General features: G+C 32.6%; 21 protein-coding genes and 1 other annotated feature (1 of these 22 only partly in view). All 21 genes read left to right on the top strand.

Annotated elements, in window-relative coordinates; all coding sequences use genetic code 11:
- Nucleotides 1-33: a binding site (T-box leader), on the top strand; it begins 172 nt to the left of the window's first position.
- Between the two features lie 46 nt (nucleotides 34-79).
- Nucleotides 80-2,752, top strand: coding sequence for a valine--tRNA ligase (locus BHU33_RS00910; RefSeq protein WP_054646328.1), 2,673 nt, complete (start codon nucleotides 80-82; stop codon nucleotides 2,750-2,752).
- Nucleotides 2,753-2,805: 53 nt separating this feature from the next.
- Nucleotides 2,806-4,119 (top strand): bifunctional folylpolyglutamate synthase/dihydrofolate synthase, encoded by a 1,314-nt coding sequence (locus BHU33_RS00915; RefSeq protein WP_056997652.1) that lies wholly within the window; start codon nucleotides 2,806-2,808, stop codon nucleotides 4,117-4,119.
- Nucleotides 4,120-4,234: 115 nt separating this feature from the next.
- Nucleotides 4,235-5,239 carry a rod shape-determining protein gene (locus BHU33_RS00920; RefSeq protein WP_054646325.1) on the top strand — a complete coding sequence of 335 codons (1,005 nt, stop codon included), beginning with the start codon at nucleotides 4,235-4,237 and terminating at the stop codon, nucleotides 5,237-5,239.
- Nucleotides 5,240-5,296: 57 nt separating this feature from the next.
- A complete protein-coding gene (gene mreC / locus BHU33_RS00925; protein WP_054646324.1) occupies nucleotides 5,297-6,142 on the top strand; it encodes a rod shape-determining protein MreC in 846 nt (281 codons plus the stop codon).
- Nucleotides 6,143-6,155: 13 nt separating this feature from the next.
- Nucleotides 6,156-6,680 (top strand): rod shape-determining protein MreD, encoded by a 525-nt coding sequence (gene mreD, locus BHU33_RS00930; RefSeq protein ID WP_054646323.1) that lies wholly within the window; start codon nucleotides 6,156-6,158, stop codon nucleotides 6,678-6,680.
- 14 nt (nucleotides 6,681-6,694) lie between these two features.
- A complete protein-coding gene (locus BHU33_RS00935) occupies nucleotides 6,695-7,372 on the top strand; it encodes a septum site-determining protein MinC (protein WP_054646322.1) in 678 nt (225 codons plus the stop codon).
- Nucleotides 7,373-7,374: 2 nt separating this feature from the next.
- Nucleotides 7,375-8,172 (top strand): septum site-determining protein MinD, encoded by a 798-nt coding sequence (gene minD, locus BHU33_RS00940; RefSeq protein ID WP_054646321.1) that lies wholly within the window; start codon nucleotides 7,375-7,377, stop codon nucleotides 8,170-8,172.
- 63 nt (nucleotides 8,173-8,235) lie between these two features.
- On the top strand, nucleotides 8,236-9,498 hold the full coding sequence (gene yfmF / locus BHU33_RS00945) for an EF-P 5-aminopentanol modification-associated protein YfmF (RefSeq protein WP_054646320.1): 1,263 nt from the start codon (nucleotides 8,236-8,238) through the stop codon (nucleotides 9,496-9,498).
- The gene (yfmH, locus tag BHU33_RS00950; RefSeq protein WP_054646319.1) at nucleotides 9,491-10,786 is read left to right on the top strand and encodes an EF-P 5-aminopentanol modification-associated protein YfmH; all 1,296 of its coding nucleotides are present in this window, start codon (nucleotides 9,491-9,493) and stop codon (nucleotides 10,784-10,786) included. Before yfmF ends, yfmH begins: the two co-directional genes overlap by 8 nt.
- Before the next feature lie 67 nt (nucleotides 10,787-10,853).
- Entirely contained in the window at nucleotides 10,854-11,753 is a 900-nt protein-coding gene (locus tag BHU33_RS00955) for a helix-turn-helix domain-containing protein (RefSeq protein WP_054646318.1), read from the top strand.
- A 64-nt stretch (nucleotides 11,754-11,817) separates the two neighbouring features.
- Nucleotides 11,818-12,405 carry a CDP-diacylglycerol--glycerol-3-phosphate 3-phosphatidyltransferase gene (gene pgsA / locus BHU33_RS00960; RefSeq protein WP_054646317.1) on the top strand — a complete coding sequence of 196 codons (588 nt, stop codon included), beginning with the start codon at nucleotides 11,818-11,820 and terminating at the stop codon, nucleotides 12,403-12,405.
- Nucleotides 12,406-12,431: 26 nt separating this feature from the next.
- Complete coding sequence (locus tag BHU33_RS00965; RefSeq protein ID WP_054646316.1) at nucleotides 12,432-13,670, top strand: competence/damage-inducible protein A; 1,239 nt, start codon at nucleotides 12,432-12,434, stop codon at nucleotides 13,668-13,670.
- A 144-nt stretch (nucleotides 13,671-13,814) separates the two neighbouring features.
- Complete coding sequence (rny, locus tag BHU33_RS00970; RefSeq protein WP_054646315.1) at nucleotides 13,815-15,374, top strand: ribonuclease Y; 1,560 nt, start codon at nucleotides 13,815-13,817, stop codon at nucleotides 15,372-15,374.
- A 91-nt stretch (nucleotides 15,375-15,465) separates the two neighbouring features.
- Nucleotides 15,466-16,275, top strand: coding sequence for a TIGR00282 family metallophosphoesterase (locus BHU33_RS00975; RefSeq protein WP_054646314.1), 810 nt, complete (start codon nucleotides 15,466-15,468; stop codon nucleotides 16,273-16,275).
- A gap of 17 nt (nucleotides 16,276-16,292) precedes the next feature.
- The gene (mutS, locus tag BHU33_RS00980; protein WP_054646313.1) at nucleotides 16,293-18,905 is read left to right on the top strand and encodes a DNA mismatch repair protein MutS; all 2,613 of its coding nucleotides are present in this window, start codon (nucleotides 16,293-16,295) and stop codon (nucleotides 18,903-18,905) included.
- A 16-nt stretch (nucleotides 18,906-18,921) separates the two neighbouring features.
- Entirely contained in the window at nucleotides 18,922-20,847 is a 1,926-nt protein-coding gene (mutL, locus tag BHU33_RS00985) for a DNA mismatch repair endonuclease MutL (RefSeq protein ID WP_056997651.1), read from the top strand.
- Between the two features lie 18 nt (nucleotides 20,848-20,865).
- The gene (ruvA, locus tag BHU33_RS00990; RefSeq protein ID WP_054646312.1) at nucleotides 20,866-21,468 is read left to right on the top strand and encodes a Holliday junction branch migration protein RuvA; all 603 of its coding nucleotides are present in this window, start codon (nucleotides 20,866-20,868) and stop codon (nucleotides 21,466-21,468) included.
- Nucleotides 21,469-21,481: 13 nt separating this feature from the next.
- Nucleotides 21,482-22,486: a Holliday junction branch migration DNA helicase RuvB gene (ruvB, locus tag BHU33_RS00995; protein WP_078775145.1), complete on the top strand. Its 1,005-nt coding sequence runs from the start codon at nucleotides 21,482-21,484 to the stop codon at nucleotides 22,484-22,486.
- Between the two features lie 66 nt (nucleotides 22,487-22,552).
- Nucleotides 22,553-22,894 (top strand): preprotein translocase subunit YajC, encoded by a 342-nt coding sequence (gene yajC, locus BHU33_RS01000; protein ID WP_056997650.1) that lies wholly within the window; start codon nucleotides 22,553-22,555, stop codon nucleotides 22,892-22,894.
- A gap of 70 nt (nucleotides 22,895-22,964) precedes the next feature.
- Nucleotides 22,965-24,083, top strand: a complete 1,119-nt coding sequence (dinB, locus tag BHU33_RS01005; RefSeq protein WP_054646311.1) for a DNA polymerase IV — start codon at nucleotides 22,965-22,967, stop codon at nucleotides 24,081-24,083.
- Nucleotides 24,084-24,138: 55 nt separating this feature from the next.
- The gene (locus tag BHU33_RS01010; protein WP_054646310.1) at nucleotides 24,139-25,095 is read left to right on the top strand and encodes a DHH family phosphoesterase; all 957 of its coding nucleotides are present in this window, start codon (nucleotides 24,139-24,141) and stop codon (nucleotides 25,093-25,095) included.
- Nucleotide 25,096: the final 1 nt, after the last annotated feature.

Consider the following 25,096-nt stretch of genomic DNA (forward strand, 5'->3'; position numbering starts at 1 on the left):
ATTTAGGTGGTACCGCGAGCATTCGTCCTATTAATTAGGATGGATGCTTTTTGTTTAAATAAAAATAGAGGTGAATCTGATGAAAGAAAAGATTGAAATGTCAACAAAATTCAATCCTCAAGAAGTTGAAAAAGGGATGTATCAGAAATGGTTAAATGAAGGAGTTTTCAAACCTAGTGGTAATCAAAAAGCAAAGCCATATTCGATTGTATTGCCTCCTCCAAACGTAACTGGTAAATTACATCTTGGTCATGCTTGGAATACTACCTTGCAAGACATGTTGATTAGACAAAAAAGAATGGAAGGCTATGATACTTTATGGCTTCCTGGTATGGATCATGCTGGAATTGCAACTCAAGCAAAAGTTGAAGCAATGTTGCGTGAAAAAGGAATTTCCCGCTATGATTTAGGACGAGAAAAGTTTATTCAACAAGTTTGGGAATGGAAAGACAAATTCGCTGATACTATTCATGATCAATGGGCTAAATTAGGTTTGTCATTAGATTATGATCGTGAAACATTCACTTTAGACGATAATGTTTCTAAGGCAGTTCGAAAAGTTTTCGTTGATCTTTATAATCAAGGCTTAATTTATCGAGCAAAATATATTATTAACTGGGATCCACAAGCAAGAACCGCACTTTCTGATATTGAGGTTGAGCATAAGGATGATAAAGGTGCTTTTTATCATGTTAAATATAAATTTGCTGATGACACGAAATTTAATGGTAAAAACTACATTGAGATCGCTACTACTAGACCAGAAACAATGTTTGGCGATACTGCAGTAGCAGTTAATCCAAGCGATGAAAGATATAAGGAATTAGTAGGAAAAGAAATAATTGTACCGTTAGTTAACCGAAAAATCCCAATCATTGCAGATCATTATGTTGATCAACAATTTGGAACTGGGATGGTTAAAATCACTCCAGCACATGATCCTAATGATTTTAAAGTTGGTAAGCGACATGATTTAGCTGAAATCAATACTATGAACGAAGATGCATCAATGAATGAAAATGCTGGTAAATATGAAGGTATGGATCGATTTGATGCACGAAAAGCAATGGTTGAAGACTTAAAACAAGCAGATGATATCATCAAAATTGATCCAATTGTTCACGCAGTTGGTCATTCCGAACGGACTGGAGTTCAGGTCGAAGCTCGTCTTTCAACTCAATGGTTCGTAAAAATGAAACCATTAGCTAAAAAAGCAATGGAAAATCAAAAAACTGATGATGCTGTTAACTTTGTTCCAGAACGGTTTGAACATACTTTTAATCAATGGATGGAAGATGTTCATGACTGGGTTATTTCACGACAATTATGGTGGGGACATCGTATTCCAGCTTGGTATAACAAAAAGACTGGTAAAATTTATGTTGGTGAAACTGATCCTAAAGATTCCGAAAATTGGGAACAAGATCCAGATGTATTAGATACTTGGTTTTCATCAGGATTATGGCCATTTACTACTATGGGATGGCCAGATACTGATTCTGAAGACTTTAAGCGTTACTTTCCAACTTCAACCATGGTAACCGGATATGATTTGGTCTTTTTTTGGATTTCTCGTATGATTTTCCAAAGTTTGCATTTTACTGGTCGTCGCCCATTTAAGAATGTTTTATTACATGGTCTGATTCGTGATGAACAAGGACGCAAAATGAGTAAGTCGCTTGGAAACGGAATTGATCCGATGGATGTGATTGAAAAATATGGTGCCGATGCATTACGTTGGTCACTTTCTACGGGTACTACGCCTGGGCAAGACGAACGTTTTAGCTATGACAAAATGGACTCTTCGTGGAAGTTTGTAAATAAAATTTGGAATGCTAGCCGATATGTAATTATGAACTTGGGTAATATGAAGGAGCCTCAATTACCTAATGCAAAAGATTGGAATTTAGCTGATAAATGGATTCTAGCTAAACTGAATAAGACAATTGCAAATGTTAAAGATAATTATGATAAGTTCAACTTTGGTGAAGCTAATCGTAACCTTTATGATTTCATTTGGAATGACTTTTGTGATTGGTATATTGAAATGAGTAAAGAAACATTAACCGGTGATGATGAGCAGGCTAAACAAAATACAAGAAATGTTTTGGCATATGTTCTTGATCAAGTATTACGACTTTTACATCCAGTAATGCCATTTGTAACTGAAAAAATCTGGTTATCAATGCCACATGTAGGTGAATCATTAGTAGTGGCTAAGTACCCAGAAACACATGATGATTTTATTAATGAACAAGCTGAGTCGGATATGGGGCACTTGATTGAAACCATCAAAGCTGTTCGTAATATTCGAGCTGAGGCTAATGCACCATTAGGTAGTCCAGTTGACATTTTGGTTAAAACTAATGATCTTGATTTAAAGAATGTATTGGAAAATAATCGAGAATATATTGATCGATTTGGGCATCCTAATAAACTAGAAATTGGTGCCGACCTTGATTTTCCTAATTTGGCAATGACTTCAGTGATTACTGATGCAGAAATCAGTATTCCGTTAGCAGAATTAATTGACTTGCACGATGAAGTTAAACGACTTGAAAAAGAAGTTAAAAAATTTGAGTCCGAAGTAGAACGTGCTGAGCATAAACTAGCTAATAAAAAGTTTGTAGATAATGCACCTGAAGCAGTTGTACAAGAACAAAAAGAAAAACAGATTGATAATAAGAATAAGTTAGCTGCCTCTAAAAAGCGTTTAGCTGATGTTCAAGCTGCTTTAAATGAAAAAAATTAGTAATTAAAACAAGCCTAGCAGAAATGCTAGGCTTGTTTTAGAAAGGAACTATTTTGATTGAAACCTATGAATCTGCTCTTGCCTATATTCATTCTCGTCCGCGAATTAAAAAAGAAGCAACTCAAAAAAGAATTAATCAATTATTAAAACTACTTGGGAATCCACAAAAAGATTTAAAGGTAATTCATATCGTCGGAACTAATGGAAAAGGATCAGTAGTAGCTTATCTTAATGAACTATTTCAAGGAATTGATTTTCAAGTGGGTGAATTTACTTCACCATTTATGATTAACTTTAATGAAAGAATTAGGATTAATGGCAATTCGATTAGTAATGAAGATTTAGTAAAATTAATCCAAAAGATTAAACCGTTAGTAGATAAAATTGATAAAGAAAAACCAGAAATGGGACCTTCTGAGTTTGAGTTGATTACTGCCATGATGTATCTTTATTTTGCTAGTAAAAATGTTGATATTGCTTTGGTTGAAGCAGGAATTGGTGGTCAAAGTGACTCTACAAACGTAAATGACAATGCTGTAATGACTATTATTACTACTATCGGCATGGATCATATGAAAATCCTTGGAAATAACATTAAATTAATTGCAAATGATAAAGTTGGTATGATGCGGAGCAAAATTCCAACAATCGTAGGAGCTATTCCAGATGAAGTTAAATCAATCATCTATCAACGAGGGGTAGTAGTTAACAGTCCAATTTATAAAATTAATGATAATTTTTATTTTAAGCAACTTGATAAAAATAAATTTAATTTTAGAAATGATAGTTTAGTGATTTCTAAAATCGAAACATCTATGTTGGGAAACTTTGAAATGGAAGATGCTGCTGTTGCAATTGAAGCCTTTTGGGTGTTTGTTGAACAACATTTAACTTTTAAGAAACAAGACGTTATACGCAACATTAAAAGCAGAATTAAGCTGACAAATTGGATTGGCAGAATGGAATTAATTAGCAATTCACCAGTAACTATCATTGATGGAGCCCACAACGTTCCTGCAATAACACAACTTTTGAATTCACTAATGCAATTAAATTACGATACTATTTATTTAGTAATGGCAATTTTTGCTGACAAACAATATGATAAAATGGTTGAAATTGTACAAAAAACATCTAATGTTAAATTAACCTTAACTCGGTTTAATCAAAATGGAACTCGTTTAAGTGCTGATTTTAGCGATAATAATCAATATCGAGCTGATTTTATAAAAGATTGGAAACAAGCAATTATTGCGAACCAAATCGAATCATCATCCAAAAAACATAGTGTATTAGTAATTACGGGATCACTATTATTCATTTCAGAAGTCCGTAACTTTTTGTTAAAACAAAATTTAAATAAATAACTAATTATTAAAATATTCAGAAGAGTAATCTTGGTTTTAAACTTCATTCATTATGGTATACTTAGTGTATTAAATTGAAATTAATTAAAATAAATATTGATAAGGGATGAACATTTTGTTTGGATTAGGAACTAAAAATATTGGAGTAGATTTAGGAACTGCCAACACGTTAGTTTATGTTGACGGTAAAGGAATTGTACTCCGCGAGCCTTCTGTTGTTGCTAAAAATACTAAATCTGGTGATATCGTAGCAGTTGGTAATGAAGCTGAAGCGATGATTGGAAGAGCACCAGCAAGTATTGATGTTATTCGCCCTATGCAAGATGGCGTAATTGCTGATTATGATACTACTGTTGCAATGTTAAAATACTATATTGAAAAATCACTTGGAAATCATGGGGCAAAACCATATGTAATGGTTTGTGTTCCAAGTGGAATTACTACTGTTGAAAAAAGAGCGGTAATTGATGCTACTAGAGTAGCTGGTGCACGTGATGCATATGTGATTGAAGAACCATTTGCAGCTGCAATTGGTGCAGGACTTCCTGTTATGGATCCTACTGGTAGTATGGTAGTTGATATTGGTGGTGGAACTACTGATGTAGCCACCATTTCCCTAGGGGGCATTGTTTCCTCCCGTTCAGTTAGAATGGCCGGCGACAAATTAAATGATGCAATTGTGTCTTATATTCGCAAAAATTATAATTTACTGATTGGAACTCCAACTGCAGAAGATATTAAAATGAAGCTTGGATCAGCTTCGATTGAAAAGTCTAAAGAAATGGGTAGTGAAACGGTTAGGGGACGTGATTTATTAACCGGTCTTCCAAAATCTATTGAAGTTACAGCTGAAGATATTGCAATTGCTATTCATGAAGATTTAATGGAAATCATTACAGCAATTAAAGAAACTTTAGAAGCTACTTCTCCAGAAATATCTGCCGATGTTGTTGATCATGGGATTGTTTTGACCGGTGGTGGAGCATTGATAAAGAATTTATCTGATGTCATTGCTGATGAAACCAAGGTTCCTGTTTCAGTTGCGCAAGATCCATTAGATTGTGTTGCAAAAGGAACTGGTGAATCACTTAAAAGTATCGAAGTAATGAAGAAAAAATAAATTTTTATAAGCGGGCATACCCGCTTATTTGTTTTAAATACTTATTGGGGGATTTTTATGCACAAGATCTTTTCTAGCCGAAACTTAGTAATATTAGTTATTTGTTTGGTTTTAAGTATCGGTTTAATTGGTGGAACTGCGGCTATTCGTGATAAGAAAGGAACACCAACATTTATTCAAATGATTGGGAATGATGTGGCAGGTTTGGGTCAACGAATTGTTAGTGTCCCTGCTAATGGTGTCGAAAAAATATTTGGTTCAACAAAAGATTTAATTAATACTTATCATGAAAATAATTATTTAAAGTCAAAAGTACAAAAAGTTCAAGCAACCGATGTTCGTAATCATGCTTTAAATAAAGAAAATCAACAACTCAAACAACAATTAGATTTGAATAAAACATTAACTGGATATACAAAAGTAAATGCTGCTGTAATGTCTAGAACCCCATCCAATTGGCAACAACAATTAATTATTAACAAAGGATCAATGGCTGGCATTAAAAAAAATATGTCTGTAATTGTTAATAAGGGATTAGTAGGTCGGATTAGTGAGGTTAATAAAACTAACAGTAAAGTAGAACTTATTACTGATAGTGGAGACTCGGCTAGTAGTTTTGCTGTCCAAGTTGATGATAAGAAGACACCAGTTAGTGGATTAATTTCTGGTTATAATAATGCGAAAAATGAATTGGAAATGGGAAGTTTGACTTCTAAAGGTAAAATAAAACGTGGATCTAAAGTTATGACAAGTGGACTAGGTGGAGTGACACCTCAGGGGCTATTTGTTGGTACGGTTACTGGAGTTTCTGGTACTGCCAATGGGATTTCGGAACAAATTAATATTAAGCCAGCTGCTGACACTAGAAACATTGATGTCGTTACTGTAGTCGGTAAGGATTAGTAGGTGCTTTATTATGTTTAAAAAATCAAAATATCAATTATTGTTCCCAATTGGTTTATTACTTTCTTTTATCCTTGAGGGATCAATTATGCATATTTTCTCTTACCAGCTAGCAGGAAAATTTCCAATGGTTCCTTACCTAGTAGTTCTATGGCTTGTTTATACGGTTTTATTTACACATCAAGATGACAATCTTCATATATATTGGTGGTCGTTTGGAATTGGTGCTTTATATGATTCTTATTATATTGGAGTCATTGGTATTTTTATGTTTATCTTTCCTCTAGTGGTTTATATCACAAGATTGATTCTTAAATATGTTGATGAAAACATTGTTAGTTCAACTATGATTTATCTAATTGATATAATTATTGTGTTAGTATTAGGGTATGCAGGCGGCAGAATGGGACATCTTGTATATTTTTCTGGGATACATTTTATGGCATTTGCATTTGGTCCGACATTATTACTGAATTTAATTATCTTTTTGGTACTTTATTATCCAGTTAATTTATTGTTTGATCATTATAGACAATAGGAGCTGAATGAAATATGAAAAGTGTTGTATTAAAGGGAACTCAAAACGGTTTTCAGATTATTTTGGATGATTCTGGCAGTTTTGAGGATATAGAAAATGAATTTGAAGGTCTTTTAAACCATTTAATAAACGGTAAAGATTATGATGAAAAAAAAAGGATGTCTTTTGATATTCTGACTGGAAACCGAGCATTATCCGTAACTCAAAAACAAGTATTACGTGAGATTGTAAAAAAATACCATAATTTAACCATTAATGGATTCAGTGCAGATGTAATGTCTAATGATGAGGCTTATCATCTTAGAGATGAAAATCGTGTAACAATTGTTGATCAAATTATTCGTAATGGACAGGATTTACGCGTCAAAGGTGATGTTTTATTTTTAGGAAAAATCCACGAAGGTGGTAAACTAGTTACAAATGGAAATCTGTTTTGTATGGGTGATGTTGAAGGAATTATTCAAGTTGGCTTTCCAGTAGACGAAAGTAAATTGGCAATTGGTAATTTTCATAATGCTCAACAAGTTAGAATTGGCGAACAAATTGAAATTATTGCAGACAAACATGATGAAATTGCTGACGATGTAAGAACAGTTCTTTATGTGAATGATTTACATAGTATTACTTATAGTAATTTGGATAATATAAAAGAAATTAGTCCAAAATTCTTTAGTAGAATTGGGGGAATGTAATAATGGGTGAAGCAATCGTAATTACTTCTGGTAAAGGTGGAGTAGGTAAAACAACCACTTCAGCAAATATTGGGACTGCATTGGCTTTGATGGGTAAAAAAGTTTGCCTAATGGATTTAGATATCGGACTTAGAAACCTTGATGTTGTTCTAGGACTAGATAATCGGATTATGTACGATATTGTAGATGTTGCTAAAGGGAAAGTTCCATTAGTTAAAGCCTTGGTAAAAGATAAAAGATTTGATGATAATTTCTATTTGTTACCAGCAGCCCAAAATACTGATAAAACTGCTTTGACTGAAGAACAAGTTAAAAAAATTGTTGATGAATTAAAACCAAAATTTGATTTTGTTTTAATTGATTGTCCTGCAGGGATTGAACAAGGATTCCTTAATGCAGTCGTTGGTGCTGATAGTGCTATTATCGTTACTACTCCAGAAATTTCTGCGGTTAGAGATGCTGATCGAGTAGTAGGATTATTGGAAAAGCATCCTATGAAAGAAGCGCCTCGATTAGTGATTAATCGAATTCGTCCTAACATGATGGATAATGGGGATGTAATGGATGTTGATGAAATCACTCACCATTTAGGAATCAAATTACTTGGAATTGTAATCGATGATGATAAAGTTATTTCAACTTCTAATCATGGCGAACCAATTGTTTTAGATCCTGATAATCCAGCCTCTGAAGGATACCGAAATATTGCACGTCGGTTACTAGGAGAAACGGTTCCATTAATGTTAATAAAACCGAAAAAAGAAGGATTCTGGACAAAACTTAAACAAATATTTAAGTAAATAAATATTAGTTCCTTAGAATTAAATCTAAGGAATTTTTTTATTTTGGGGGGTTTATGAAGTATGGAAGTGAAATCAAAAGATGGGGTTCATTTTAACTACAAAAAAAGCGAAAAATTTAAAAGTATTGTAATTACAATTGATTTTGTAGAACCACTTAGTGATAATAACTTAGAGAAACGAACCATGGTTGCAGAAATGATTGAAAATTATAGTAATAAATATAATTCAAAATTAAAAGTTGCTCAAAAATTAGCAAAAATGTATGGGGCACAATTTGGAACAAATGTTTTTAAAATTGGAGAAATGGCTGTTTTGCGAATATTAATTAGCTTCGTAAATGATGAGTATTTGCCAAACAATGCTGATTTGATTCAACAAATCACTGAATTTTTGCATGAAATGATTTTTAATCCATATTTTGAAACCAATCAATATCCGAAACAAATATTTAAACTACACCAACAAAATTTAATTAATTACCTACAGAATTTAGATGATAATAAAAAGTACTATGCCGCTAAGGAATTAAGCAAATTGTATTTTGCAGATAAGCCACAAAATTCTAATTCAATTTTTGGAGATGTACATAAGCTTAAAGAAATTAACAGTAAGGAGACTGCTGATTATTATCGTTGGATGTTGGATCATGACGAAATTTTTGTATCTGTTTTAGGAGATGTATCTAGTTCACAACTTAAAAAAATTCAACAACAACTTGATTTTAAACCTCGAAAAACAGTGAAAAATTTAGTCGTTAATCTGCAAAGTAGTTCTAAAGTAAGAGAGAGAACAGAAGTTGTACAACAACAGCAATCAATTTTAAATTTAGCCTATGAAATACCGGTATCAATAAAAAGTCATGATTATTATGCTGCTTTAATTATGAATGCGATTTTAGGTGGTTCGCCATTATCACTAATGTTCACTAATATTCGAGAAAAACAAAGTCTTGCATATTACATTAATAGTAGTTATAAATCTACGCTAGGTTATTTAACGATTCAGAGTGGGATTGATGGAGAAAACTATCTTCTGGTAAGAAAGATGATTGCTAAACAAATAGAATTAATTATTCAAATGAAATATTCTGATGACCTACTAGAAAATGTTAAATTGTTAATGATATCTGATTATTTAACTAAATTTGATAGTGATCGACAAATTTTAAACAATATTTTTATTGAATCAATTTTACATCAATCAATTAATAAAGGTGACTGGATTGATAATATTAAGAAGGTTAGCAAAAAAGATATTGCAAAAGTAGCAAAATTGTTAAAATTGAAAGCAGTTTTTTTCTTAAAAGGTGAAAATAATGCATAAAAATTTTTATTCGAGAGTTAATGAAACAGTATATGATGAAGTTCTTGATAACGGAATGAAAGTTATTATTAATCCTAAACCTTCCTTTAATTCAGCTTATGGGATTTTAACAGTTGATTTTGGTTCAATTAATAATTTAATTAGACATAATGATAAAGATATTCAAGTACCTGCTGGAATTGCACATTTTTTAGAACACAAGATGTTTGACAAAAAGAATTATGACATTAGTAATATTTTTGCAAAATATGGTTCTGAAAATAATGCTTTTACAAGTTTTAATCAAACTAGCTATTTATTTTCAGCAACTGATAAAATTCAAGAAAATATTGATGTTTTATTCGATTTGGTTCAAAAACCATATTTTGATGCTAAAAAAATTGCTAAAGAACAAGGAATTATTGATCAAGAAATTTTGATGTATCAAGATGAACCAAGTTCACGACTTTATTTTGATACAATTGCTAATTTATATCCGGAATCGCCCTTAAGTAATGACATAGCTGGTAGTGTGGATTCTATTGCAAAAATTAGCGAAGCAGATTTGTATAATACATATTATCAATATTATCTAGCTGCTAATCTTAATTTTGTGTTGGTAGGGAATATTGACGTTAAACAGGTAATAAATTCTATTTCTCAAAAGGAAAAAGAACTTAATTTAACAAATAAAGGTAATATGGAAGTTGTTAACCAACTAAAAAGTGAAGTTAATCAACAAATTGAAGCTTCAAAACCAATTTCATTTAATAAGACATCAATGCAATTAGAAACGCCTAAAGTTGCATTGGGAATTCGTGGCCCTTATAATCAAATTTCAGGAAAACAGTTTGCTAGAAACGAATTGGCAATGGGAATCTTTTTAGAAATGATTTTTTCGGAGGATTCAGATATTTATCAACGACTTTATAGTGATCAGGTGATTAACGAATCATTTGGTTATGATTTCGATATGGAAGCTGGATATCAGTTTATCATTTTTGCTTCTGATACAAATGAACCAGAAAAATTTTATCAACAAATCATGATAGAAATCAAACGTGTTTTAAATAATCCTGAGTTAATTTTTAATCAATTTGAATTGATTAAAAATGAAGAAATTGGTGAACATATTTCCATGATGAATTCAGTTTCTGCAACAGCTAATCAAATGGGAGATAAATTAAATGGCTATACTAACTTATTTGATGAAGTAGATATGATTAGTGAAATGAATTTTACAGAAGTGATTGATTTTGCTCAAAAATTTTTCGCTGGTAGTAGTAAAACAATTAATATCATTGAATAGGGCTGGATTTCGTAACATGAATTCTTGTGATATACTGACATTAAATAAATAAAACGGAGTTGTAATAATGACTGATGAGAATAAAGATCAAAAATTAAGCATTGGCAGTGAATTAAAAGCTGCTCGTATCAAAGCGGGTTTATCAATTGACGGGTTACAAAAAAAGACCAAAATTCAAAAGAAATATTTAGTTGATATTGAAAACAATGATTTTGACTCGTTACCAGGTAAATTTTATGTTCGCGCATTTGTCCGTCAATTTGCTAATGCAGTTGGTTTAAATGGGGAACAATTAATAGATAGTTATAATTTAACTAAGTCTAAACCGGCTGAAGTAAAGAAAAACATGGAACCAGTTAAAAATGAAAGAAGTACAAGCCAATCGACTCCACGACCATCGCGAGTAGTTACTCCTTCAGTTAAAGATCGTGAAAAAAATTTGAACAAACGAAAATACTTGCCATTATTAGGTCTTTTAGTAATTTTAATAGTTGTAGTAGCTGTTGTTTGGATATCAATTAGTAAAACGCAAAAGGATAGTAGCAGTTCTGCTCCTACAAATTCAAAGGTTACAGTTTCGAATGATGATACTAAGAAAAAATCTAATGATAATAAGTCCAAAAAAGATTCTAAGAGCAATGATAAAACTGAAATAACTCCAGTTAAAGGAAGTACATCCGATTTTACAGTTAAAACTGGTAAAACTACTTCAAAACTTGATTTAGGTGCGTCACAAAAAGCTAATACAATAGTTAAAATAAATGGTAATCAAGTTTGGCAGGGAGATTTAGATGTTAATGCCGGACATACAGTAGATATTCCTGCTAATACTACAGATGTTAATATTCATATGACAAATGCTCCAGTTTCAAGTGTTAAATTGAATGATAAACAAATTACTTTGCCTGCCCAAGCACAAGGACAAGATGCACAACAAAGAGATATGAATCTTAAATTTACTAAATAAAAATGTAACGATCTGTTTACTTTAATGACAGGTCGTTATTTGGTTATGTATTGGAGGAAAACAAATGAATTTACCAAATAAATTAACAATGTTTAGAATTATTTTAATACCAGTTTTCTTACTTTTATTAGCAGTTCCTTGGGAAATGGGAAATGTGATGGTGTTAGGAACTATGATTCCAGTTGCCCAAATATTAGCGGCAATTGTTTTTATTATTGCTGCATTAACTGATTTTTTGGATGGACAAATTGCACGAAAACAACATTTAGTAACAAACTTTGGTAAATTTGCAGATCCTTTAGCAGATAAAATGATTGTTATGACAGCATTTATTATGTTAGTAGGGATTGGCTCTAATAATGTTGCAGCTTGGATTGCAGCTATTATTGTTTGTCGAGAATTAGCAGTGACAGGTTTAAGATTGATTATTGTTCAAAATGATGGTGAAGTGGTTGCAGCTGCTTGGTCTGGTAAAATCAAAACATTTTTTGAAATGATTTCAATTATTATTTTATTATTAAACAACGTATTTTTTGCTAATTTTGATATTCCAGTTGGACAGATTTGTTTGTATATTGCATTAATTGCAGCGGTTTATTCAGGAATCGAATATTTTGTGAAAAATAGAAAGGTTTTTGCTGATTCATTTTAATTAATAATGTAATGGGAGGAAACTATATGAATGCTGAAATTATAACTGTAGGAACTGAAATTTTATTGGGTGAAATTGTCGATACTAGTGCACCCTTTGTCGCGCGTAATCTTGCTAATCTAGGAGTGGATGTGTACTTTCAAGATACTGTTGGTGATAATTATGAACGGCTTGAAGAAACAATTTCATTAGCAGAAGGAAGAAGTAGTTTAGTTGTTTTAACTGGTGGTTTAGGTCCAACTGAGGATGATATTACTAAGCTTGTTTTGGCAAAACATCTTGGATTGAATCTTACAACTGATGAAAAAGCACTGACAAAAATCAACCAATTTTACCAATCTTATGAATTAGGTAAACCGGCAAATGCTGATATTATGGCTAAATATATTGAAGGATCGACTGTGCTTCCGAATGAAAAAGGATTTGCTGTGGGGATGTTTTTAAAAACTCCTAATTGTGATTACTTGGTACTCCCAGGACCTCCTGTAGAAATGCAATTTATGTTTAATAAATACGCACTTCCAATTCTTGCTAAACTTACTCATGGAAATGCAGTAATTGATTCTAAAGTAATGCGATTTTTTGGAATTGGTGAAACAGAATTAGAAAAAGATTTAAAACCATTAATTGACAAGCAAACTAATCCTACCCTTGCAACTTATGCTAAACGAAATGAAGTTACTTTGAGAATTACTGGGAGTGAAAAGACAGAACAGGATGTTAATTCTTTAATTGATGAGATGGTAAAAAAAGTCATGGAAATCGTGGGACAATATTTCTATGGCTGGGGTGACGATAATTCACTTGCAAAAGTTGTTGTAAATTTACTGAAAGAGAAGCATTTATCCATTACTGCGGCAGAATCACTTACTAGTGGGATGTTTCAAAGTCGAATTGGTAATATTTCAGGTGCTTCTGAAGTATTTCCTGGCGGATTTGTAACTTATTCAGCAACGGCTAAAGAGCAAATGTTAGAAATTCCGACTGAAATTGTTAACAAGTATGGAGTAGTTTCTAAAGAGACTGCAACTTATATGTCTCAAAATGCTCAAAGCAAAATGAAAACTGATATTGCAGTATCGTTTACTGGAGTAGCTGGACCTGATGAATTAGAAGGCCATCCTGCTGGTTTCTTTTGGATTGGGTTATCCTTGCCAGATGGAGAAGTTTTGACTAAAAGCGTTAACTTTGCCAAAGCCCGGAATGAAGTTCGTGACTACGCTACCAAAACTGGTTTTAAAATGATTTATGATAATTTTAAATAGTTTTTGAAAGAAATAACTTTTGTTATTTCTTTTTTAGTTATAGTTGGTTGACACCCTATTTTTTTAACATTAAACTTAATAAGTAGTTTTCTTTTAATGTTAAATTATTAGGAAACCGTGATTAAGTGATACGGAGGAAAAATGATGCTTTTGGCTATTATTGGATGCGCCGCTATCGCTATAATTGTTGGATTTTTACTTGGTCAATATACTCATAAACGAACGGTTGAAAAGAAATTAGATGCCGCTCATAAGAATGCTAATGACATTCTTGCTGATGCGAAGAAGCAAGCACAAAGCGAATTTAAAGCTAGTACTTTAAAAGCAAAGGAAAAAGGTAATGCATACCGTTCCAAAGTTGAAAAAGGGTTAAAAAAGCGTCGTGCTGACATTCAACGTCAAGAAGATTATTTATTAAAGCGTGAGGAAGCATTAGATCGTAAAGATCGTTCTTTTGAAAAGCGTGATAATAATTTAAATCAACAAGAAGAAAAGCTTAGTAATGAGAAAAAAGGGCTAATTAAAAAGCAGCAAGATGCAGATGCACTTATCGCAAAACGGCAAGAAGAAGTCACTAGAGTTGCTTCACTAACTCAAGAAGAAGCTCGTGACTTAGTAATTGATGAAACGAAAAAATCATTAGCTGATGTTAGAGCACAAATGATTAAACAAAATTACGAATCAGCGAAAAAAACTTCTGTTCGTGATGCTAAAAACTTGATTGTGGAAGCATTACAACAAAGCATGGCTGATATCGTTTCAGAAACTACCGTGTCTGTTGTAACCTTACCTAATGACGATATGAAAGGAAGAATCATTGGACGTGAAGGTCGGAATATTAGAACTTTTGAAACTTTAACAGGAATTGATCTGATTATTGATGATACTCCTAATGCAGTAGTTTTAAGTGGCTTTAATCCAATCAGACGCGAGATTGCCAAGATGGCACTTGAAAAATTAATCAAGGATGGCAGAATTCATCCAGCTCGAATTGAAGAAATGGTTGAGAAAAGTAAGAAAGAACTCAAACAACAGATTCAAGAAACTGGAGAAAATGTAATTTTTGATTTAGGGATTCATTCTATGAATCCAGATTTAATTAGATTGATTGGTCAGTTGAAATATAAAATTTCTTATGGTCAAAATGTTTTATCACGGTCAATTCAAGTTGCTAAGTTGGCTGGAGTTTTTGCAGCCGAGTTAGGTGAAGATGTTACATTAGCAAAGCGCGCAGGTTTATTGCACGAAATTGGAAAAGCTTCTACAAGTGGAGCTGATGAATCATATGTAGATGCAGGAATCGATATCGCCAAAAAATATGGTGAAGATCCTGTAGTAATTGACGCGATTCGTTTAGGAGAACCTGGAAGTGAACCACATAGTATGGTTGCTGAGTTAGTTGAAGTTGCAGACCGCATATCAATTGCTAGACCTGGTGCTAAAAGTGATTCGCTGGAGAGCTTCGTTCATCGTTTAGAAAAACTAGAAGCTATTAGCAATAGTTTTGATGAAGTTGAAAAGAGTTACGCTGTTCAAGCTGGGCGTGAGATTCGAGTAATTGCTCAACCGGACAAAATTTCTGATTCTCAAGCTATTGTATTGGCAAGAGAAATTAAAGATAAAATTGAAAAAGAAATGAGCCACCCTGGTCATGCAAAAGTAACTGTGATTAGAGAAGTTCGTTCTGTCGATTATGCTAAATGATAGAAAAGGATCAGTTTGAGAACTGGTCTTTTTTTATTTTATTTTATCCATGGTAAAATATATTATAAGTAAACTAGAATGGCGGAAAATTATGGAATTTTTGTTTTTAGGAGACGTAGTAGGCGAAATGGGAATGCATATGGTAAATGAGTATTTACCATTGTTAAAACATGACTTAAAACCCCAAGTTACTATTGTAAATGGTGAAAATGCAACAAAAGTAGGTCGTGGAATTAATTTAAAATTATTTAAACAATTAATGACAGATGGTGCGGATGTCGTAACGCTTGGCAATCACGCTTGGAACAATGAAGAGATTTTTGATTTTATTAATGATACAGATAAATTAATTCGTCCTTTGAATTATCCTGGCAACGATGTTCCAGGTAAGGGATGCTGTAAATTAAATATTAATGGTACGAAAGTTGCGGTTATTAATTTACAAGGAAGAATATTTATGGAAGAAACAGACGATCCCTTTGCGATAGTCGACAAATTAGTAACGCAATTAAAAAAAGAAAATATTAAGATAATTTTTGTTGATATGCATGCTGAAACTACGAGTGAAAAAAAAGCGATGGCAATGTTTCTTGATGGTCGAGTTTCTGCAATAGTTGGCACTCACACTCATGTTCAAACTAATGATATGCAAATTCTTCCACAAGGAACTGCTTTTTTAACGGATGCAGGAATGACTGGACCTAATGATGGGGTGATTGGAATGACTTATCAGCCGGTTATTAAGAAATTTTTAACTTCACGACCTAATCGATTTGAAGTTGAAACAAAAGGCAATGGTATTTTATCTGGATGTTTAATTGATATTGATAAAAAAGATGGACATGCCAAAAAGGGGAAAACCATTTTAATTAACAAGGACCATCCATACCAGCAAGTATAATTGAAAGAGTGAGATAAATGGCAAAAAAGAATACAGCAATGATGGAGCAGTATCAAAAAATCAAAGATCAGTATCCGGATGCTTTTTTATTTTACCGAATTGGCGATTTTTATGAATTGTTTAACGAAGATGCAGTTAAAGGTTCGCAGCTGCTTGAACTAACGTTGACAGCTAGGAATCGAAAAGCCGAAAATCCCATCCCGATGTGTGGTGTTCCACATCAATCAGCCCAAACTTATATTGATACTTTGATAGATAAAGGGTATAAAGTTGCAATTTGTGAACAAGTTGAAGATCCTAAATCAGCTAAAGGCATGGTTAAACGGGAAGTTATTCAATTAGTTACTCCTGGAACCCAAACTGATAATAATTCAGAAACTGCAAAAGTTAGCAATTATTTAATTGGGCTTACTTATGATGAAATGAGTTCTCAATATGGTTTATCATATATTGAATTGTCTACTGGAGAACTAAAAGTTAGTTTGTTAGATTCGATTGAAATGGTGTTAAACGAAGTTATAAATCTTAATGCTAAAGAAGTTGTAGTTGATGATACGATTACTAATGGAATAACTGATAGTTTGAAAAAGAGAGGGATTTTAGTTTCTATTCAACAATCTTCACAAGATTTAGATGATTATGACATTATTACTAATGTTGATAATGTGATTTTAAAAAATTCATTAATATTATTATTATCATATGTTAATGAAACACAAAAAAGAAGTCTTTCGCACATTCAACCAGCAGTGTTATATGAACCTAATTCATTTCTAAAAATTGATCATAATTCACAATATAATTTAGAATTAATGAAAAATATCCGGACTGGCAAAAAATCAGGAACTCTTTTGTGGGTAATCGATGATACTAAAACTGCCATGGGTGGTCGCAAACTGAAACAATGGTTAGAGCGACCATTGATTAATAAAGATGCAATTGAAAACCGTCAGCGATTAGTTGAAATTTTACTTGATAATTATTATGAAAGAAATGAATTACGTGATGCGTTAGTTAAAGTATATGATTTGGAAAGATTAGCAGGACGAATTTCATTTGGTGGTGTTAATGGAAGGGATCTTGTCCAATTAAAATCTTCTTTAGAACAAGTACCTAAGATTAAACATGTTTTAAATGAACTTGACACGCCGGGATTTAATGATATTTACCAACAGCTTGATGATATTCATGACGTTTTAGAGCTGATTGATGATTCAATTGTTAATGAACCACCAATTTCAGTTACAGATGGTGGCATTATCAAACCTGGATATGATTTGAAACTTGATGAATATCGTGATGCGATGCAAAACGGAAAGCAATGGTTAGCTGATTTAGAGACGCGTGAGCGTCAAGCAACTGGAATTAATAATCTAAAGATTAAGTATAATCGTGTTTTTGGTTATTTCATTGAAATTTCAAAGGGAAACTTAAGTAAAATAGATGATCAACGTTATGAGCGAGTACAAACATTGACAAACGCTGAACGATTTACTACACCCGAATTAAAAGCAAAAGAATCATTGATTTTAGAAGCACAGGAAAAATCTCGTAGTTTAGAATATAATATTTTTACTAAGATTCGGAATGAAATTCAAAAGCAAATTCCACGAGTACAAAAACTTGCAAGTGGGATTTCTAGTTTAGATGTTTTACAAAGTTTTGCGATGATTAGTGAAAAGCAGCAGTTTGTAAAACCAAACTTTAATCAAAAGCATCAATTGCATATTACAAATGGTAGACATCCGGTAGTTGAAGAAGTAATGAAGACCCAATCTTATGTACCAAACGATGTTGATATGGACCCCAATACTGGTATTTTATTAATTACTGGACCAAATATGTCAGGGAAAAGTACTTATATGCGGCAGTTAGCATTAACAGTTATTCTTGCTCAAATTGGTTGCTTTGTTCCTGCTGAAAAAGCTGAAATGCCAATTTTTGATCAAATTTTTACGCGCATTGGAGCTGCGGATGATTTAATTTCTGGTAAAAGTACGTTTATGGTTGAAATGAAAGAGGCTAATCAAGCTATCCAAAATGCGACTCCAGATAGTTTAATCCTTTTTGATGAATTAGGTCGTGGAACGTCAACTTATGATGGGATGGCATTAGCACAGGCAATTATTGAATATATTCATAACGATGTTCATGCTAAAACTTTATTTTCAACTCATTATCATGAATTGACTGATTTAGCACAAAATTTAACTCAGTTAAAAAATATTCATGTGGGAGCAGTTGAAAAAGAAGGACAATTAGTGTTTTTGCACAAAATATTGTCTGGTCCTGCAGATAAGTCTTATGGTATTAATGTTGCTAAGTTGGCTGGTTTACCAGATGATTTATTAAAAAGGGCTCAGACAGTTTTAACAGATTTAGAAAATTCTGAAACAAAAAAACGTTCAGACAACCTAAATGTAACACCGGAAACTACTGAACATTCTTCAAATGGAGAGCAACAAATGGAACTTTTCAAAGTAGAAATTCCAAATCAATCAGAAAATAAAGTTAATGCTAAAACTCAGGAAATAATTGATGAGATTAATAAAACTGATTTAATGGGGAAAAGTCCTATAGAAATTATGAATTTAGTTTATAAATGGAAACAGGCTCTAAATAAAAATTAGAATTGGGGTGAAAGTAATGGCAAAGATTCATGAATTATCGAGTATTTTATCCGATCAGATTTCAGCTGGAGAAGTAATTGAGAGGCCAGCATCAGTTGTAAAAGAACTAGTTGAAAATTCAATTGATGCTGGTAGTTCTAGGATAGATATCGAAATTAATGAATCTGGTTTAAAAGGAATTAAAATTGTAGATAATGGAAGCGGAATTGCACCTGACCAGGTTAAATTAGCATTTAAGCGTTTTGCAACTAGTAAAATAAGTTCTCAAAATGATTTATTCGATATTCATTCACTGGGATTTCGTGGTGAAGCTCTTCCAAGTATTGCTGCAATTTCTAATGTTGCAATGAAAACTTCTGATGGAAAACAACATGGAAGTGAAATTCAAGTTTATGGTGGGGAAATCATCAAGCAGATGCCAGCTGAATTGAGACGAGGAACTTCAGTTGAAGTTAAAGATTTGTTTTTTAACACTCCACATCGGTTAAGATATTTGAAATCAGCTAGTACGGAACTTAGTAAAATCACTGATGTTGTTAATCGACTAGCATTGAGTCATCCTGAAATAGCAATTTCATTAACGCATAACGGTAAAGAAATATTGAGAACTTCCGGTCGAAATAATTTATTACAGGTGATTGCTGGAATTTATGGTAATCAAACTATGAAAAAAATGCTTGAGATTAAAAACGAAAATGAAAATTTTAGTCTCACGGGATATACCAGTTTGCCAGACTTAACTCGAGCTAGTCGTAAATATATTTCAATAATTATTAACGGCCGATTTGTGAAGGATTTTACTTTGAATCATGCAATTATTGAGGGATATGGATCAAAGCTGATGGTTGGTCGATTTCCAATTTCGGTTATTAAGATTGAAATGAGTCCGAGTTTAATTGATGTAAATGTCCATCCAACGAAACAGGAAATTAGATTGTCAAATAGTAGGGAATTGAGTGATTTTATTGCAAAATCAATTTATTCGTTTTTGGCGAAAGAAAATTTAATTCCGGATGCAATGGAAAATAAAACATTGAAACGTGGTGTCTCGGAACATAATAGTATGGAAGTGGCTTTGAATTTTGATGACTTGGATGATCAGAAATCCCAAACAAGAAATATTGTTATTGAAAAAAGTCAAGATTCATTAAAGTTTAAAAAAACGACTAAAATTGAAAATAATAATTTTCAAAGCCATCAGCCCGCTGTCATCTTAACTAAAAATGATTTAAATTCTGAGGCAGTCATCGATTTTAAAAATCGTTATAGTCGAGAACGAGTAGAAGGACCATTTGGTACAGAAAAGGCGAAAGAAAATCATGATAATGTTCGTTTTCCTAAGCTTCGCTATATTGGGCAAGTTCATGGCACTTATCTAATTGCTGAATCTGAAGACGGGATGTATATTATTGATCAGCATGCTGCTCAGGAAAGAATTAACTATGAGCAGTTACGAAAACAAGTTGGCATGATTGAAAGTGATGAACAGAACTTGTTAGTTCCAATTGTGTTAGATTATCCTGCTAGTGATGCTTTGGAAATCAAAAACAACTTTGAACTTTTGGCTTCAGTAGGAATTAACTTAGAATCATTTGGAGAAAATAGTTTTGTAGTTCGTCAGCACCCAACTTGGTTTGAAAAAGGACAGGAAGAAAAAACAATTCGAGAAATGATTGATTGGGTCTTAACTAACCGAAAATTAAGTACAGCGGAATATCGCGAAAAGGCTGCTATTATGATGAGTTGTAAACAGGCAATTAAAGCCAATCATCATTTGAATGAACAACAAGCAAAAGGATTGTTAGAAAATTTGCAAAAATGTGAAAATCCTTTTAATTGCCCTCATGGACGTCCAGTTTTAGTCCATTTCAATCCTAGTGATTTACAGACAATGTTCAAAAGAATTCAAGACCCCCATGATACTAATAGTTGGGAATTTTAAACGAATGGATGGTTTTTTATGTTTGAGTATTTAAAAGGCAAGATAACATCAATTACTCCAAAATATATTGTGGTGGAAACTAATCAGATTGGTTATCTAGTGTATGTCGCTAATCCTTATCATTTTGAAACTGATAGGGATGAAGTTAAAACGGTTTATATTCATCAAAATGTTTCTGATACTGATATTTCTTTATATGGGTTTGCTACATTAGAGGATAAATACTTATTTGAGCAATTATTAAATGTATCAGGGATTGGTGCCAAAAGTGCTTTGGCAATTATGGCTGGAAATGATAATAGTGGTTTAATTAATGCCATTCGAACTGAAAATGTTAGTTTTTTAACGAAATTTCCTGGGATTGGTAAAAAAACGGCACAACAAATTATTTTAGATTTAAAAGATAAAATTAATAAAACTATGGGAAATTCCTTACTAGAGTCTAAAGAAATCAAAACAGAAACAGATAATGATAAAATTATAGATGCTTTGAGTGCCTTAAAGGCTTTAGGATTTAAAGAAAAGGCAGTTGATAAAATCAAACCTAAATTGTTAGAAATAACTAGCGATTATTCTACTGACCAGTATATTAGTGTTGGACTTAAAATGTTAACTAAATAAGGTGGTGATATCATTGGATGATAATCGGATTATTTCCCAAGAAACTGAGAATGATGAACGATCATTTGAGCAGTCGCTGCGCCCCCAAAATTTTTCTCAATATATTGGACAAAATAAAATAAAAAAATCTTTAAATATTTATATTGAAGCCGCTAAACAAAGAGAAGAATCTTTGGATCATGTGCTTCTATTTGGTCCTCCGGGTTTAGGTAAAACAACCATGGCCACTGTAATTGCACATGAAATGGGTGTTAATTTAAAAACGACTAGTGGTCCAGCAATTGAAAAAAGTGGTGATTTGGCAGCCTTATTAAATGAATTGGAACCTGGTGATATTCTTTTTATCGATGAAATTCATCGTCTTCCAAAAGTAGTTGAAGAAATGCTTTATTCTGCCATGGAAGATTTTTATATTGATATTGTGATAGGACAAGGCCCTACAGCTCATCCAGTTCATTTTTCTTTACCACCGTTTACTTTGATTGGGGCAACTACTCGAGCTGGTTTGTTAGATGCTCCCTTTCGAAATCGGTTTGGAATTGTAGAACATATGAATTATTACAACACACAAGATTTAGAAGCAATTGTAAAGCGGTCTGCGACTATTTTTCATACCAAAATAAAAGATGAAGGCGCACATGAAATTTCTTTACGCTCGCGTGGAACACCACGGATTGCTAATCGACTTTTAAAACGAGTACGTGATTTTGCTCAGGTTTCTAATAAAAATGAAATTGATATTGAAAGTGTTAATCAAGCACTATCAGCTTTAGGTGTTGATAGTAAAGGACTTGATCAAACTGATTTAAAATTATTAGAAACGATGATTGACTACTATAATGGTGGTCCTGTTGGTCTAAATACGATTGCTGCAAATATTGGTGAAGAAACAGAAACAATTTCAGAAGTATATGAACCTTACTTATTGCAAATTGGTTATTTGAAAAGAACATCACGCGGTAGAATGGTAACAGAATCTGGTTATCAACATTTAGGCAAAGAAAATCCTCGACGGTAACTCGTTGCTAGATATTTATAATAAAATTTGGTAAAATAAAGTAATTATGAAATTGAGGTGAAAAAAATGGCACAATACGGTGGAATTATTGTATTAATTGTTTTATTTGGTTTAATGTACTTCTTTATGATTAGACCTCAAAAAAAACAACAACAAAAACATCAAGAAACATTGAAGACTTTGCAAAAAGGTGATCACGTTATTACCATTGGTAGACTTCATGGGGTAGTTGATGATATTGACCGTGCAAATAACACAGTTACACTTGATTGCGATGGTGTTTATTTAGAATTCGATCTTAATGCAATTGCTAACGTTAATAAACCTACAGCAACTAATGCTAGTTCAAGTTCTGAAGCAAAAGAAACAACTAAAGCTGATGATTCTAAATCAGATGATAATAAGTAAAAAAGTCTGGATTCCAGACTTTTTTATTACAAGCAAAAGAACGTACGTTCTAAAGTGTGGTGTCTTTTTAATGAATGACGAGTATCTTAAAGTTAATAGTTCACGAAAAATCCTTCATGTTGATATGGATGCCTTTTTTGCTTCGATTGAACAAATAAACCACCCAGAATTTATTAACCAGCCTTTAGTAATTGCAAAAGATCCACGTACTACTGGAGGACGAGGAGTAGTTACTACAGCTAATTATGTTGCTCGACAATTTGGGATTCATTCTGCAATGCCTGCCAGTAAAGCTTTAGATTTATGCTCTGAAGCGGTGTTTAAGACTCCTGATTTCGAATTATATCGAGGTATTTCTGATCAAATTCATGAAATATTTCATGAATATACTGACAAAATTGAGACAGTAGCATTGGATGAGGCGTATTTAGATATAACGCAAAATAAGAAAAATATTGAAAATCCAATGTTATTAGCTCATTTAATTCAAAGTGAAATATGGGAAAAAACTAAATTAACTTGTTCAACTGGTATTTCATATAATAAGTTCTTGGCTAAAGAAGCTTCAGATTATCGAAAACCAGTTGGAATAACGGTTATTGATACTGAAGATGCCCATGAATTTCTTATGCAACTTAAGATTGAAAAATACCGGGGAGTCGGAAAAAAGACAGTCAAAAAGATGCAGGAGTTAAATATTAATGACGGTACAGATTTGTTTCGAATGTCAGAGATGTCATTAATTAAAAACTTCGGAAAGTTTGGGTATGTTTTATATCGACGTGTTCGCGGGATTGATGATCGGCCGGTTGAATATCAAAGAGAAAGAAAATCAATTGGAAAAGAACGTACTTATATTCATGAATTAAAAAGTAACGAAGAAGTTGAAGAACAACTATTGTTGATAGCTAAATTAGTTAATAAAACGGTTGTAAATCATCAAAAACATGGGAAAACGTTGGTTTTAAAAGTTCGTTATAGTGATTTTTCAACTTTAACCAGACGAGTTACTAGCGAAGATTTTATTGAAAATGATGCCACTTTTTTATATGAAAAGGCGATGGATATCTTTGAATTAATGCCCTCTGCAAGTCGTGGGATTCGTTTACTAGGTATCACTTTAACGAATCTTTCTGATATTGGGTTTCAAAACGTTAATCTACCTTTATATCCAAAACAAGTCTTTTAATATATTATAATAAAGGTTATACTTGAGTATTAAATGTTTTATATAGGGGTAGAAAATGAATATTAAACAAGAAATTTACGAAAAAATAAATCAATACGATACGATTATCATTCATAGGCATCAGCATCCTGATCCAGATGCGATTGGTTCACAAATGGGATTAGCAGGAATTATTAAAGCAACTTTTCCAGAAAAAAAGATTTATTGTGTTGGAAAGCAATACAAAGGTTTTGATTGGCTTGGAAAAACAGACGAAATTTCTGATGATGTATATCAAAATGCACTAGTGATTGCAGTTGATACAGCAAACCAGCCCCGTGTTGATGACAATCGGTATAATACTGGTAAATATTTGATTAAAATTGATCACCATCCTAATGACGATCAATTTGGCGATTTAATGTGGGTCAATACAGAGGCTTCTAGTGTTTCTGAAATGATTTATGATCTTTATGATGCTAATGAAGCTCTGAAAATGTCTGATAATTCTGCTAGATTATTGTATGCAGGAATTGTCGGTGATACAGGTAGATTTAAATATCCAGCAACTACTAGTCATACGTTTTTGGTTGCTAGTAACTTAGCTCAATATGATTTTTCAACGAATATTATTGCTGAAAAAGAAGATGAAATTGACATTCCACTTTCTCATTTAGCTGCCTATATTTATCAAAATCTTGAAATTTCAGAAAGCGGTTCTGCACACGTCATTTTGACAAATAAGCTTGTGGAAGACTTACATTTGGGTGACGATAGTACTTCAGCAATGGTTCCTTTACCAGGTAATATTGGATCAGTTGTTGATTGGGCCATTTTTGTACAACAAAAAGATGAAAGTTATCGAATTAGATTACGTTCTAAAGGTCCAGCAATTAACGAATTAGCTAAAGAACACGGTGGTGGCGGGCATCCGCTTGCAAGTGGTGCAGTTGCTAAAGATGATATTGAAATAAAACAAGTTGTTAATCAACTTGACGAATTAACAAAAGAATATGTAGAGAAAAGGAAATAAA

The sequence above is a fragment of the Fructilactobacillus lindneri DSM 20690 = JCM 11027 genome, assembly GCF_002907375.1.
GTDB classification, from domain to species: domain Bacteria; phylum Bacillota; class Bacilli; order Lactobacillales; family Lactobacillaceae; genus Fructilactobacillus; species Fructilactobacillus lindneri.